Source organism: Flavobacterium sp. N1736 (assembly GCF_025947065.1).
Classification (GTDB): domain Bacteria; phylum Bacteroidota; class Bacteroidia; order Flavobacteriales; family Flavobacteriaceae; genus Flavobacterium.
Window position 1 is genome coordinate 861936 of the sequence record NZ_CP109994.1, and the last position, 13411, is coordinate 875346.

Sequence of the window (13411 nt, forward strand, 5' to 3'; positions counted from 1 at the left end):
GCAGCTTTGCTTTTTGTTGAAAAAATTTAGATGTAAAATGTTAGATGTAAAATGTAGAAGTTTTAATCTAAAAAAATTTTACCATTAAGAGATTAAGAAAAATTAAGCGTTGAATAGAAAAAGAAACTTATTTCTTTCACATAGCTGCTATGTTTGTTTAAATAAGTGAAACGCCTTTTGTAAGAGTACAAAAACTATGTATCTATGTGTTAAATAATTAACCTCAAACAGCGTAAAAACTTAATTTTTCTTAATCTCTTAATGGTTTAAAAAAAATCAAAAAAAATAAATGACATGAAACAAATTGTATTAAGCATAATGGTTTTATTTTTAGCGCAAAACCTTTCGGCGCAAAGCCTTAACAAAATGCAATGGTTTAATGAACCTGAAAAATGGGAAATTAAAAACAATGCTTTAATCATGAATGTAACGGCAAATAGTGATTATTGGCGTATTTCGCATTACGGATTCACCGTAGATGACGCTCCGTTTTATTACGCAACTTATGGCGGAGAATTTGAAGCCAAAGTAAAATTAACCGGAAATTATATTGCACGTTTTGACCAAATGGGATTAATGCTTCGTATTGATGAGAAAAACTACATCAAAACCGGAGTTGAATTTGTTGACGGAAAATTCAATATCAGCACGGTTGTAACGCATGATAAAAGCGATTGGAGCGTGACAACTTTAGAAAAAGCACCGCCATTTGTATGGATAAAAGTGGTGAGAAGATTAGATGCCGTAGAAGTATTTTATTCTTTTGATGATAAAAATTATATTCTGACGAGAAATGCGCCTTTACAGGATAACACGCCGGTAATGGTTGGTTTAATGGCCGCTTCACCGGACGGAAAAGGTTTTGAAGCTAAATTCGAAAACTTTAAAGTAACCCATTTACCAGATCAACGCAGGTTAGAATGGCTGAAAAATCATCAGGAGTAATTTAATTAGAAAATTAGATAATTAGAAAATTTAGACAATTAGATAGCTATGCTTGTTTAAACAAGTGAAACGCCTTTTTTTAGCGTTACAAAACTATGTCTCTATGTGTTAAAATTAAAATTCCAAACAATCTAAAATCAAAAATCTGCAATCTAAAATAAACAATTTATGAGTTCTATTTCTACAGATATTCAACCAAAAAAGCATTATGAAATTCTGGACGGTTTACGTGGAGTTGCGGCAATATTAGTCGTTACATTTCACATTTTTGAAGCTTTTAGTGGCGGAAACCGTTTTGCACAAATTATCAATCACGGTTATCTCGCCGTTGATTTCTTCTTTCTTTTATCGGGATTTGTTGTGGCTTATGCTTACGACGATCGCTGGACGAAAATGTCGCAATGGGAATTTTACAAACGACGTTTAATTCGTTTACAGCCCATGGTTATTATGGGAATGATTATTGGAGCCATTTTTTATTATTTTCAGGCTTCGGATATTTTGTTTCCGATGATTGCCGGAATGGAAGTTTGGAAAGTAATTCTAACCATGATTATTGGTTTTACTTTACTACCAATTCCGCCATCATTAGAAATAAGAGGCTGGGGCGAAATGCATCCTTTAAATGGTCCGGCGTGGTCACTATTTTTCGAATATATTGCTAATATTTTGTACGCCTTGTTTTTTCGTAAATTCTCGAATAAGGTACTGTCAGTTTTTGTGCTGATATTTGCCGGACTATTAATTAATTACACCGTTTTTGGTCCAAAAGGCGATGTTATTGGCGGCTGGTCATTAAATTTGGAACAAATGAATGTTGGTTTTACACGTTTATTATATCCGTTTTTTGCAGGAGTTTTACTTTGTCGATTAGGAAAACTAATTCATATAAAAGGCGCTTTTTGGGTTTGCAGTCTTTTAATCACGATTGTACTGGCATTGCCAAGATTTGGCGGAGAAAACACTTTATGGATGAATGGTTTATACGAATCTTTCTGCATTATTTTAGTTTTCCCTCTTATAGTTGCCATTGGCGCTGGCGGAGAAATTAAAAGTGCATTTTCGGCTAAAATATGCAAACTTTTAGGCGATATTTCATATCCAATTTATATCACACATTATCCCTTAATTTATTGGTACACAGCATGGGTTGTAGATAATAAAGTAACTCTTGCCAATGGTTATTTATTAGGAATTGGCGTTTTAATTGCCAGCATCGTAATGGCTTATTTATGTTTGAAATTATACGATGAACCGGTTCGTAAATGGCTTCTTAATAGGTTCAGAGGTTCAAAGTAGCAAAGGTTTAAAAAAGGTTCACAGGTTCAAAGAGTAAATAGGTTCAAAGGAACAAAGGCTCAAAGGTTCAAAGGCTCAAAGGCAAAACTTTGCCCCTTTGAACCTTTACAACTCTGAACCTAATAAAAATAATTGTTATCCCTTTTTTCTATTTTTTAAAACCTCTGTCCCTCTGAACCTTTGCAACTTTGAACCTAATAAAAAAAGGGATAAACATAAATTGTTTATCCCTTTTTTCTATTTTTAAAACCTCTGTCCCTTTGAACCTTTGCAACTTTGAACCTTTAAAAAAAACTTATTCCAAAACCAATGCTCCTAAAGCTTCTTTGCTAAAACCTTTTAATTGATCTGTTTTTCCGGCTTTGATTTTTGCAACCCAATTTGGATCAGATAAAAGAGGTCTTCCTACGGCAACTAAATCAAAATCACCTCGGTCGAAACGTCTGTTTAATTCATCTAAAGAAGTTGGCTGAGAACTTTCTCCTGCAAAAGCACCGAAGAAATCTCCTGAAAGTCCAACAGAACCTACCGTAATCGTTGATGCTCCCGTAACTTTTTTAGCCCAGCCTGCAAAATTCAGGTCAGAATCTTCAAATTCAGGATCCCAGAATCTGCGTTGCGAGCAGTGTAAAATATCAACACCCGCATCAACAAGAGGCGTAAGCCACGCTTCTAATTCTTGTGGATTTTTTGCCAGTTTATAATTGTAATCTGAAGGTTTAAATTGAGAAAAACGCATGATAACCGCAAAGTCATTACCAACTTGTTTTCTAATTTCTTTTATAACTTCAATCGCAAAACGGTTACGTTCCGGCAATGTTTTTCCACCATAAATATCAGTACGTAAATTAGTTTCAGCTCTAAAAAACTGATCGATTAAATAACCGTGTGCACCGTGAATTTCAATCGTATCAAAACCTAATCTTTTTGCATCAACAGCAGCTTTTCCAAAAGCAATAATAGTATCTTCAATATCTTTTTCAGACATGGTATTTCCATTATTAAAGTCTGGTCGGTTTAATCCTGACGGACCTTCAAACGGAACCGGCGGAACCCATCCTGAATGGTGATTGTCCATAATTCCCATATGCCAGATTTGTGGTCCCATAGAACCTCCGGCAGCGTGAACTTCTTCAATCACTTTTTTCCATCCTTTTAAAGATTGATCTCCGTAAAAATGCGGCACATTTCCATCGTTTGATGATGATGGTCTGTCAATAACAGTTCCTTCAGATAATATTAAACCAACTTCACCTTCAGCTCTTTTTTGATAATAAGCGGCTACTTCATCAGTTGGAACTCCGTTTGGAGAAAATGAGCGCGTCATTGGCGCCATTACAATTCGGTTTTTAAGATTTAACGATTTCAAGTTAAATGGCGAAAACAGGTTGTTTGTACTCATAGTAATTTACAAATTAGTTTGAATTAATTTACTGAGTGCTTCAAAGGCACCTTCGTTACGTTTATAGTATGTCCATTGCCCAACGCGTGTGGCTTCGATAAAACCGGCTCGTTGTAAAATCGACAAATATTCAGAAACTGTCGATTGTGTAAGTCCCGCTTTGGCTTGTATTTGCCCAACACAAACTCCGTGTTCAAATCCAGCATGCTGAAGTTGTTCAGGAAAGTTTATTTCAGGTTCTTTTAACCATTCCAGCATTTGTAATCTGGATTTGTTCGAGAGTGCCTTAAAGATTTCTATATGTTCCATGACGCAAATATATCGACTTTTCCCGATATACCAATTTAAAGAAAATTTTTTAGGATAATTTTAAGAAGGAGGAGGGGATTTATGAAGAAGTATTTATATTTGTCTAATCTCGCAAAGTCGTGAAGACGCAAAGTTTATGCGCAATATTGTCATTTCGACGTGAGGAGAAGTCACACTATCCCGAAGCTTCGGGACGCAAAGAAAATCGTCAATCTTTGTCGATCAACTGGTGTGATTTCTCCTCACGTCGAAATGACAAAAAACTTTGTTAAACAAGCCCCAACTAATTAAACTTAATCAAACTATGAAAAAAACATTACTTATTTTAGGATTCTTATGTTGTTTAATAACAAGTTCAAAAGCTCAGGTTGTTGGAACTGACGTTGGAGATATTGCTCCCGAAATTGATCTTCCGGATACAAAAGGAAACAATGTGGTACTTTCGTCTTTAAGAGGAGATTTGGTTTTAGTTGACTTTTGGGCATCGTGGTGCGGACCTTGTATTAAAGAACAGCCGGAATTATTAAAATTGTACAATACTTATCCGGGTAAATTTTTGATTTACAGTGTTTCTATGGATACTAAAAAACCGCTTTGGCTGGCAGCAATTGCCAAACAAAAATTACCGTGGATACAAGTAAGCGACTTAAAATACTGGACTTCGCCGGTTGTAGGCGATTATTTGCTGCAATCTGTGCCGTTAAACTTTTTAGTTGACAAAAACGGAATTATCGTTGCCAAAAACATTCACGGAAATGCGTTGAATGAAATGGTAAAGAATATGCTTGGGGAATAAATTTTGTTTCAGGTTTATTTTTTTTGTTTCAGGTTTCACGTTTATTTTTGTTTCAAGTTTTATACTTTGTGATTTCTCGTTCCTCAAAATGACAAAACGGATGAAACCCGACAGGTTTTTAAAACCTGTCGGGTTTTGCGTTAAGTTTGTATAAACTTTAGTTTATAGACAAAGTTGAGAAACATGAAACATGAAACCTGAAACCTGAAACAAACCTAAAACAAATTAAAAAAGATATTTCAATGCAATCAAAACTTAGTTTGTCTGAATTCCGTGCAAGGTTACAAAGCAACACCCAAATTGGTTCACCAAAACTAAAGTTACGCACATTTGCTATTTTGACTGTATTTGATGGATCTTCAAAAACATTTTACGGTCTTTTTGATGATAAAAGTTTTCATTTAACAATAAATTCAGTAAGATCGCAAACACCTTTTATCATAAAAGGAAAATACAAGAATGTTAATAATACACTCAAAGTAGAATACGTTATTGAACCCAACAGTAAATTTCAGCAGATTTGGGCAAAATATTCTCCAATAATTCTTATTGTGGCCATTAATATATTTTTTCTCTTTTTTGCGCGAGGACTTAGGCGAGCGTCTACAATTGTTAATTTGTTTTTACTTTTTATGGCTTTCTATTCAAGATGGAATGAAGAGAGAAAGAGAAAAAAATTAGAACAAAAGTTCATCAGGATTTTTGAAATAAAATAAATTATGCCAAGAATAATAATAAAATTTCTTTTGAAAACGAGTGCCCTAGCCCTGATGGAAACGGCATCCTTTTGTGTCCGCCGCGGCGAACACAAAAGATATAGTGTACAGCAGGAAACAGCTCCTTAAAATTTTGATATTGTAATGCGCGTTTCGCTCAACGTGACAAACCTGAAACCTGAAACCTCAAACTTGAAACAAAACAAAACAAAACCTGAAACAAAAAATTTAATTTAAATCATCAATAATAGTTCTAACGCCGCCAAAGTTGGTTTTTAGTAATTCTCTTACCTGAAATTGGGTTTTGTTGCGGGTAACGCTGTCCCATTCTTTAAAATCATAAACATGAATATTTTTCGCATACGGATTGGTTACGAAAGAAAGTCTTGCGATTGAATATTTAAAATATTTTAATTCATGTGAAATATGTCGGTTTGGCACAACAATAAGAATGGTCTCAAAATCCAGAAAATTCTTGGGCACATCGTCTCTTTCGGTCAGGCCGAGATGCTCAAAAAAAGCAATTATTTTTTGATCATTAAGTTTGTCAATTTCATGGTCTATACGCTTAATAGTGCTAAGAAGCGTATCTTCATCTTTAATAACACTCATGGTACTACTATTTTTGTTGAATTTGTATATAAAATTACACCAAAAGAATAATATCTGCCAAAGAACGGTTAGTAGAATGATTCTAAATTTTTAAAGCCTAATTTTCAGGCTTCATTTTAAACGAAACAAATCATATTTTGATAAAATACTATTATTTTAATCAAATTAAAAACAATATTTTTATCGCTATTTTACAAACTATTTCCGTTAACGACGTTTTTATGAGAACTATTTTTCCAAAAGGAATGCTGCTTTATTTTATTTTTTTGATTTCCAATTGTATTTCGGCACAAAATAAATCAGAAAGAGATTTGATTTTAATCGATAAAGACTGGCGTTTTTCATTTGGACATTTATTTGATACTGATAAAGATTTTGGTCATGCAACGGGATATTTTTCTTATTTAACCAAAACGGGATTTGGTGACGGTCCGGCTGCAGTAAATTTTGATGACAGAGCGTGGAGAAAATTAGATCTTCCGCACGATTGGGCAGTGGAACAGGCGTTTAGCGAAAAAGCCAGTTTTAGCCACGGATTTAAAACTGCCGGAAAAGGTTTTCCTGAAAAAAGTATTGGCTGGTACCGAAAAAAAATCAATATTCCGGAAAGTGATAAAGGCAAAATTATTTCGCTAAAATTTGACGGTGTTTTCAGGAATTCGAAAGTATTTTTTAACGGTTATTTCCTTGGAACTGAAGAAAGCGGTTACAATGGTTTTGAATATGATGTAACAGCATATGCAAATTATGGCGGTGAAAATACAATTGTTGTGCGCGTTGATGCTTCGATGGAAGAAGGCTGGTTTTATGAAGGCGCGGGAATTTACAGACATGTGTATCTGCAAAAAACAAACCCGATTCATGTTGCTGAAAACGGAACTTATATTACATCAGAAATAAAAGATAATAGTGCCGAAGTTACAGCAGAAGTTTCTATTGAAAATAAAGGAAATTATAAAGGTGCAATCGAAATTATTCAGACGATTTTAGATGCTCAGGGAAAACAAATTGCAACTGTTTCTGAAAACGGAACTGCGCCGGGATTTTATAAAACAACAAATTTTACTTCGAAATTAACGGTAAATAATCCGTTATTATGGGATATTGAAAATCCGAATTTATATCGTTTGGTAACTGAAATTAAGAAAGACGGAAAAGTTATTGATCGTTATGAATCTTCTTTCGGAATAAGAACCATAAAGTTTGATGCTGAAAAAGGTTTTTTCCTTAACGGAAAATCGGTAAAACTAAAAGGCACAAACAATCATCAGGATCATGCGGGAATTGGAACGGCTTTGCCGGATGATTTACAATATTTCAGAATTAAAAAACTGAAAGAAATGGGCTCGAATGCCTATCGCTGTTCGCATCATCCGCCAACGCCTGAATTGCTTGATGCCTGCGATAAACTGGGAATGCTGGTTATTGATGAAACGCGTTTAATGGGAATTAACGAGTATCATTTGAATGATTTGGAACGAATGATAAAACGCGATCGCAATCATCCGAGTATTTTTTGCTGGTCTGTTGGAAATGAAGAATGGAATATTGAGGGTAATATTGTTGGGGAACGTATTACAAATGTGATGCAGGATTTTAGTAAAAGCATTGATCCTACAAGACCTGTAACGGTTGGAATTAGCAGTGGTTTTAAAAGCGGAATTTCGTCTGTGGTAGAAATTGTGGGTTATAATTATCTTGGAAACGGGGATATCGATGCACATAGAAATGAGTTTAAACAACAACCGGGAATGGGAACGGAGGAAGGTTCAACTTTTGCAACGCGCGGTGTTTATTTTACAGATGATGCCAAACATTACCAAAGTGCTTACGACAGAAAACCGCGCCCAAGTTTTTATAGTATTGAAGAAGGCTGGAAATTTTATGCAGAACGTCCGTATTTAGCAGGAATGTTTATCTGGACGGGTTTTGATTATCGCGGAGAACCAACGCCTTATGGCTGGCCATCGGTTACGTCTTATTTTGGAATGATGGATGTTTGCGGTTTCCCGAAAGACAATGTTTTCTATTTGAAATCGTGGTGGGGAAATGAACCTGTTTTGCATATTATACCGCATTGGAACTGGAGTACGGGCAAAGAAATCGATGTTTGGGTACATTCGAATTGTGATGAAGTAGAACTTTTTCTGAACAAGGAAAGTCTGGGTAAAAAGAAAATGGAGCAATACGGACATTTAGAATGGAAGGTAAAATATGTGCCGGGAACTTTGGAAGCGGTTGGTTATAAAAACGGAAAAAAAGTACTTTCAGAAATTCAGAAAACAACAGAAAATGCTCAAAACATCAAATTATCTGTTGATAAAGAGAATCTTTCTAATGCAAATGTTGTGGTTATTACGGCTGAAACTACAGATGAAAAAGGCGCACATGTACCCACTGCAAATCATGAATTGACGTTTTCTATTAAGGGCGGAAAAATTCTTGGCGTAGGAAATGGCAACCCAACATCTTTAGAGAGAGATAAATTTATTGATAACATCGAGCTTGTTGCTATAACTAATTTTGAGGAGAAGAAATTAGCTTCGACAAATCTTCCCAATCAAATAACGGCTGAAACTGATAACAACTGGAAAGAAGCTTTTAAAGACAGAGATTATAAAAATCAGGCTCCGGCGTATGTATATCGCGGTAAATTTGATTTAAAGGATAATCTGAAAACAAATACGGTTACTTTTTTCTATAAAAAAATTGGTGTAAATGCAGTCGTTTTTGTCAACGGAAATAAAATTCCCGCAAGTGCAGAAGATGATCAAAAATATATTCTAAATGCTACTATTTTAAAACAGGGTTTAAACACGATTCAGATTATTGCGCCGCCTTTGCAAAAAAATAAAGATTGGGATGTTATGAATACTGATCCCGGAATTATTCAGGTTATTACTCCGGCAGAATCCTGGAAAAGAAAACTTTTTAACGGATATGCTCAAGTCATTATCGAAAAAGACCAAAATGCAGGCGAGGTAAATATATCGGCTACAGCCAAAGGATTAAAAGCGGGATCAATTATTGTAAAATAGGTCTTTAAGCATAATTTTTTAACACATAGAAACATAGTTTGTATGCTCAAAAAAGGCGTTTCATTTATTTAAATGCACAAAGTTACTATATGAAAGAAACGAGTTTCTTTTGAATAATCTTTTTCTAAGTAAATAAAACTTATGTTTCTATGTGTTTAGATAAATCTCAAAAAATTAAAAAGTTTGAGATTTATTTTTCTGTGAAATATTTCTTATCTTGATATTCAAAAGATTATATGTTATATTTTTTGCCACTCTTAAATAATACACTCCAATGTTAAATGATCTCGCGTTTTATTTAGGTATTGTTATTGTCATCCTTTTGCTGATTATGGTAAGTAACAAGATAAAAGTTGCTTATCCGGTTTTGCTGGTTTTGGCGGGATTGTTAATTAGTTTTATTCCCGGAATTCCATTATTACGTATCGATCCGGAATTGATCTTTTTTATTTTTCTTCCACCTTTATTGTATGAGGCTTCGTGGAAAATATCTTGGAAAGAACTCTGGAAATGGCGACGTATTATAACGAGTTTTGCTTTTTTAGTGGTTTTTTTTACGGCACTTTCGGTTGCACTTGTTTCTAATTATTTTATTCCCGGATTTTCATTGGCACTCGGTTTTTTACTTGGCGGAATTGTTTCACCGCCAGATGCCGTAAGTGTTGGCGCGATTATGAAATTTGTAAAAGTGCCTCGTCGAATGTCATCAATTTTAGAAGGCGAAAGTCTTTTAAATGATGCGTCTTCGCTAATCATATTTCGATTTGCTTTAATAACAGCCGGAACAGGGCAATTTGTGTGGTATAATGCCGTAACAAGTTTTGGATGGATGGTACTTGCAGGAGTTGGAATAGGTTTGGCAATTGGTTTTATCTTTATGAAACTGCACAAATATTTACCTACAGATGCTAATATAGATATTGTATTGTCTTTGGTAACGCCTTATATTATTTATCTGGTTGCCGAAGAAGCGCATAGTTCAGGAGTTCTTGCCGTTGTAAGCGGCGGTTTGCTATTATCAAACAACAGGCTTTCTTTTTTAAGCAGTACATCACGATTGCGGGGCGTGAATGTTTGGGAAAGTTTCTGTTTTATACTCAACGGATTAATTTTTATGTTTATTGGTCTCGATTTACCTGAAATTACGCAGGGACTTGGTTCTGTTAGTATTCCGTCGGCGATAGGGTATGGTATTCTTGTTACGTTTGTTTTGATTGTTGCAAGAATAATTTCAGCATATGCAGCAGTAATTGTAACCTTGATTGCCAGAAATTTTATAACGGTTGCAGATACAAGACATCCCGGATATAAAGGAATTTTAATTATTAGCTGGTCTGGTATGCGGGGCGTTGTATCGTTGGCAGCCGCATTATCAATACCCGTTTATGCACAAGGCGGAACTCCGTTTCCGCAAAGGAACCTGATACTTTTTATCACATTTGTTGTTATACTTACCACTTTATTATTGCAGGGACTTACGCTGCCTTGGCTTATTAAAAAAATAAATATGCCTGATCCTGATTATATTATGCCTGATGATGAAATGTATAATAAATTAAGACGATTACTTTCTCAACAAGCTTTAGAGCATTTGAAAACCAATTACAGCCAACATCTTGAAAATGAAAAAGTGTTGCAGCAACTCGCCAGTAAATGGGAAGATGCAAGCGTTTCTAATAATGAAGATATTCTCATGACCGACGAAGCCAAAAAAGTCTACAGAGAAATACTCGATCTGCAAAGAAAATGGCTTACTGACAAAAACAAAGACGAAAGAATTGATGAAGAAATTGTTCGTAAACACATTTTACATCTTGATCTTGAAGAAGAAAAATTGCATTTTTTGTAGAAGGGAAAAAATAAAGTTTCAGGTTTAATGTTTCAAGTTTCAGGTTTTTTTTGTTTCAGGTTTAAAGGCTTGTTTAGCGATGTGTAATAAACCCGACAGGTTTTAAAAACCTGTCGGGTTTTGTTTTGCATTCAGTTTGTCATTTCGAGGAAACGAGAAATCACACAAGAAACTCCGTAAAGCATATCTCCAATCTTTGTCGAGTTACGTGTGTGATTTCTCGTTTCCTCGAAATGACAAAGCTTTGCGTAAACTTTAGTTTATAGACAAAGTTTAAACCTGAAACCTGAAACCTGAAACCTGAAACAAAGAAAACTTAAAACAAAAAACCTATAAAACCTCTTTCTTATAAACAATCTTCCAAATTCCTTTTTCTTTAGAATAAGTTTCGGTTACGGAGACATTTTTAGACTCTTTTCCTTCCAGCTTTATTGCTTCTATATAGGTTAATACGGCTGCATTTTCATCTGAAGAAACAATTCTGAAATCTTCGGCAGTTAAAGATTCTATTTTAGTTTTAGAATAAACCTCAGGAAATTGAAATTTTGAATATTCTTTATTGTCAGGAGTTTTTAAAACAAAACGATCTGACAAATAATTTTGAAAATCAAATTTACCTTTTAAAATGTCGTTTAAAATAGCATCATTTTGTTTTGATAAAAGTCGCAATAAAGGTTCTTCTTTAATGTATTTTGTTAATTCATAAGTAGCAACAGGACCATTGTGTGTAGGATAAATGGTTTTGACTTTATTGTTAAGCGCAATTTTCTCAATATTTTTTAAATTTTGATCAGCCAGTTGTTTATTCTCATGATAAAAATGTTCTCTTACATGATGACCATCGGGAACTAATCCTCCGCCCTGAGCTTTAAAAGTACCCACAAAAGTGTCTCCAACAAAAAGATTTTCGCCAATAAGTATCAATAAATCTCCGGGAGTATGTCCGCCTTTAATTGGAATTATTTTTCCATCAAAACCATATTTTTGAAGATCAATATTGGTACTTTCAACCATAATATCGGGTGTAAAAGCGGGATAATCCAAATCACAATAAGCGCGAAGTCGGTTTCCCCAAATACTTACATCTTCAGATTTTGATAATTCGGTTTTCCCCGAAGTAAATTTGCCTAAATCAGCTTTGCTTCCTGCAATTTTAGTTTTGTATGTTTGCTGAAGAAATCTCGCATTTCCTGCATGATCGCCGTGCCCGTGCGTAACAATTGCCAAAGTGATATTTTCAGGTTTAAAGCCTAATTTTTTAATAGCACTTACCAAACTATCCTGATAACCGGCAACAGGAACTCCGGTATCAATTAATAGTAATTTTTCAGAATTGCCTTTTACAAGATAAGCCTCTGTAAAATAATTTTGAATATGAAAAATTTGTACTTTTTTGCCATCACTTTTATTTTGTGCTGTAACGCTGAAATTGAAAATGGTGCATAAAAAGAACAGTAATAAAGAAAATATTCCTGTATTTGAATAAATTGACTTTTTCATTTTTATTGAATTAAATTATTTTGTCGATATTGACTATGCAAATTTGAGACAGAATAAAAGAAATAAAAATGAACTGGTTTAGGAAATAAGGTTGAACTGGTTTAACTTTTTGAAGTTTTTCGGTTTCTGATTTTACTTAGATATTCTGTACTAAAACCAAGATAAGAAGCCAAAGCATATTGAGGAACGCGCTTTGCAATTGCCGAATATTTGCTCATGAATTCGTCATATCGTTCTTCGGCGGTTTTAGTAAAATTAGATAAAAGTCTTTTTTGATGAAAAGCCAGTGAACGCTGGGTAATAATACGTTCGAATTTTTCGAGTTTGGGAATTTCCTCCAGAAACTTCTGCTCGTCTTCATATTCAATCTGAATGAGAATAGAATCTTCCAAAGCTTCAACAAACAAGGTCGCAGGTTCCTGATAAATTAAACTGCTGTAATCAGATATCCACCAATCTTCTATGGCAAATGATAAGGTATGTTCTTTGCCTTCATTATCGACCAGATAACCTCTAAAAGCGCCTTTTACAACATAACTTTTGCGTTTGCATACAAAACCCGGCTGCACGATAAATTGTCTTTTTTTGACTTTGGTAATCTTCAAAAAAGTAGCCAGATGTTTTTTTTCATCATCCGTCAAATCAACATATCTTGATACATAGTCTATAACCGGTAGTAGATCTTTCATAAAACAAAGATAAAGATTTTAAGTTTCAGGTTTGAGGTTTCATGTTTCAGTTTTTTTTTTGTTTCAGGTTTCAGGTTTCTTTTGTTTCAGGTTTCAAACTTTGTCTGAGTTTTGCGTATTAAACCCGACAGGTTTTTAAAACCTGTCGGGTTTTGTTTTGCGTTTAGTTTGTCATTTCGAGAAAACGAGAAATCACATCAGAAGCTTCGTGTAGCATGTCGCCAATCTTTGTAGAGTTACGCGTGTGATTTCTCGT

The 13411-nt window shown here is 34.5% G+C and carries 11 protein-coding genes; 6 read left to right on the forward strand and 5 right to left on the reverse strand.

The genetic code is table 11. The features are described from left to right. Positions 1-294 precede the first annotated feature (294 nt). Together OLM54_RS03675 and OLM54_RS03680 are read left to right on the forward strand one after the other, a co-directional pair. Positions 295-945, forward strand: coding sequence for a DUF1349 domain-containing protein (locus tag OLM54_RS03675; RefSeq protein WP_264537248.1), 651 nt, complete (start codon positions 295-297; stop codon positions 943-945). 168 nt (positions 946-1113) lie between these two features. Continuing rightward, on the forward strand, positions 1114-2244 hold the full coding sequence (locus OLM54_RS03680) for an acyltransferase family protein (protein WP_264537249.1): 1131 nt from the start codon (positions 1114-1116) through the stop codon (positions 2242-2244). A gap of 295 nt (positions 2245-2539) precedes the next feature. On the opposite strand, the gene OLM54_RS03685 is transcribed toward OLM54_RS03680, so the two are convergent. Both OLM54_RS03685 and OLM54_RS03690 read right to left on the reverse strand, forming a co-directional pair. Beyond that, the gene (locus OLM54_RS03685; RefSeq protein ID WP_264537250.1) at positions 2540-3646 is read right to left on the reverse strand and encodes an NADH:flavin oxidoreductase; all 1107 of its coding nucleotides are present in this window, start codon (positions 3644-3646) and stop codon (positions 2540-2542) included. Between the two features lie 6 nt (positions 3647-3652). Beyond that, a complete protein-coding gene (locus OLM54_RS03690) occupies positions 3653-3955 on the reverse strand; it encodes an ArsR/SmtB family transcription factor (RefSeq protein ID WP_264537251.1) in 303 nt (100 codons plus the stop codon). A gap of 304 nt (positions 3956-4259) precedes the next feature. Between OLM54_RS03690 and OLM54_RS03695 the strand changes: the two genes are divergently transcribed. Then, complete coding sequence (locus OLM54_RS03695; RefSeq protein WP_264537252.1) at positions 4260-4751, forward strand: TlpA family protein disulfide reductase; 492 nt, start codon at positions 4260-4262, stop codon at positions 4749-4751. A 242-nt stretch (positions 4752-4993) separates the two neighbouring features. Next, complete coding sequence (locus OLM54_RS03700) at positions 4994-5467, forward strand: hypothetical protein (protein WP_264537253.1); 474 nt, start codon at positions 4994-4996, stop codon at positions 5465-5467. A 228-nt stretch (positions 5468-5695) separates the two neighbouring features. Here OLM54_RS03700 and OLM54_RS03705 read toward each other — a convergent pair whose 3' ends face one another. After that, complete coding sequence (locus tag OLM54_RS03705) at positions 5696-6079, reverse strand: hypothetical protein (protein ID WP_264537254.1); 384 nt, start codon at positions 6077-6079, stop codon at positions 5696-5698. Positions 6080-6300: 221 nt separating this feature from the next. Between OLM54_RS03705 and galA the strand changes: the two genes are divergently transcribed. Together galA and OLM54_RS03715 are read left to right on the forward strand one after the other, a co-directional pair. Continuing rightward, positions 6301-9117: a beta-galactosidase GalA gene (gene galA, locus OLM54_RS03710; RefSeq protein ID WP_264537255.1), complete on the forward strand. Its 2817-nt coding sequence runs from the start codon at positions 6301-6303 to the stop codon at positions 9115-9117. 274 nt (positions 9118-9391) lie between these two features. Beyond that, a complete protein-coding gene (locus tag OLM54_RS03715) occupies positions 9392-10966 on the forward strand; it encodes a Na+/H+ antiporter (protein WP_264537256.1) in 1575 nt (524 codons plus the stop codon). Between the two features lie 330 nt (positions 10967-11296). Here the strand turns inward: OLM54_RS03715 and OLM54_RS03720 are convergent, their stop codons facing one another. Continuing rightward, complete coding sequence (locus OLM54_RS03720; RefSeq protein WP_264537257.1) at positions 11297-12466, reverse strand: MBL fold metallo-hydrolase; 1170 nt, start codon at positions 12464-12466, stop codon at positions 11297-11299. 101 nt (positions 12467-12567) lie between these two features. Further along, positions 12568-13155: a Crp/Fnr family transcriptional regulator gene (locus tag OLM54_RS03725; RefSeq protein ID WP_264537258.1), complete on the reverse strand. Its 588-nt coding sequence runs from the start codon at positions 13153-13155 to the stop codon at positions 12568-12570. Positions 13156-13411 lie beyond the last annotated feature (256 nt).

Coding starts and splice junctions, on each gene's coding strand:
- OLM54_RS03700 (WP_264537253.1), top strand. CDS start 4,994: ATGCAATCAAAACTTAGTTTGTCTGAATTCCGTGCAAGGTTACAAAGC.
- OLM54_RS03705 (WP_264537254.1), bottom strand. CDS start 6,079: ATGAGTGTTATTAAAGATGAAGATACGCTTCTTAGCACTATTAAGCGT.
- OLM54_RS03715 (WP_264537256.1), top strand. CDS start 9,392: ATGTTAAATGATCTCGCGTTTTATTTAGGTATTGTTATTGTCATCCTT.
- OLM54_RS03725 (WP_264537258.1), bottom strand. CDS start 13,155: ATGAAAGATCTACTACCGGTTATAGACTATGTATCAAGATATGTTGAT.
- OLM54_RS03680 (WP_264537249.1), top strand. CDS start 1,114: ATGAGTTCTATTTCTACAGATATTCAACCAAAAAAGCATTATGAAATT.
- OLM54_RS03695 (WP_264537252.1), top strand. CDS start 4,260: ATGAAAAAAACATTACTTATTTTAGGATTCTTATGTTGTTTAATAACA.
- OLM54_RS03720 (WP_264537257.1), bottom strand. CDS start 12,466: ATGAAAAAGTCAATTTATTCAAATACAGGAATATTTTCTTTATTACTG.
- galA (WP_264537255.1), top strand. CDS start 6,301: ATGAGAACTATTTTTCCAAAAGGAATGCTGCTTTATTTTATTTTTTTG.
- OLM54_RS03675 (WP_264537248.1), top strand. CDS start 295: ATGAAACAAATTGTATTAAGCATAATGGTTTTATTTTTAGCGCAAAAC.
- OLM54_RS03690 (WP_264537251.1), bottom strand. CDS start 3,955: ATGGAACATATAGAAATCTTTAAGGCACTCTCGAACAAATCCAGATTA.
- OLM54_RS03685 (WP_264537250.1), bottom strand. CDS start 3,646: ATGAGTACAAACAACCTGTTTTCGCCATTTAACTTGAAATCGTTAAAT.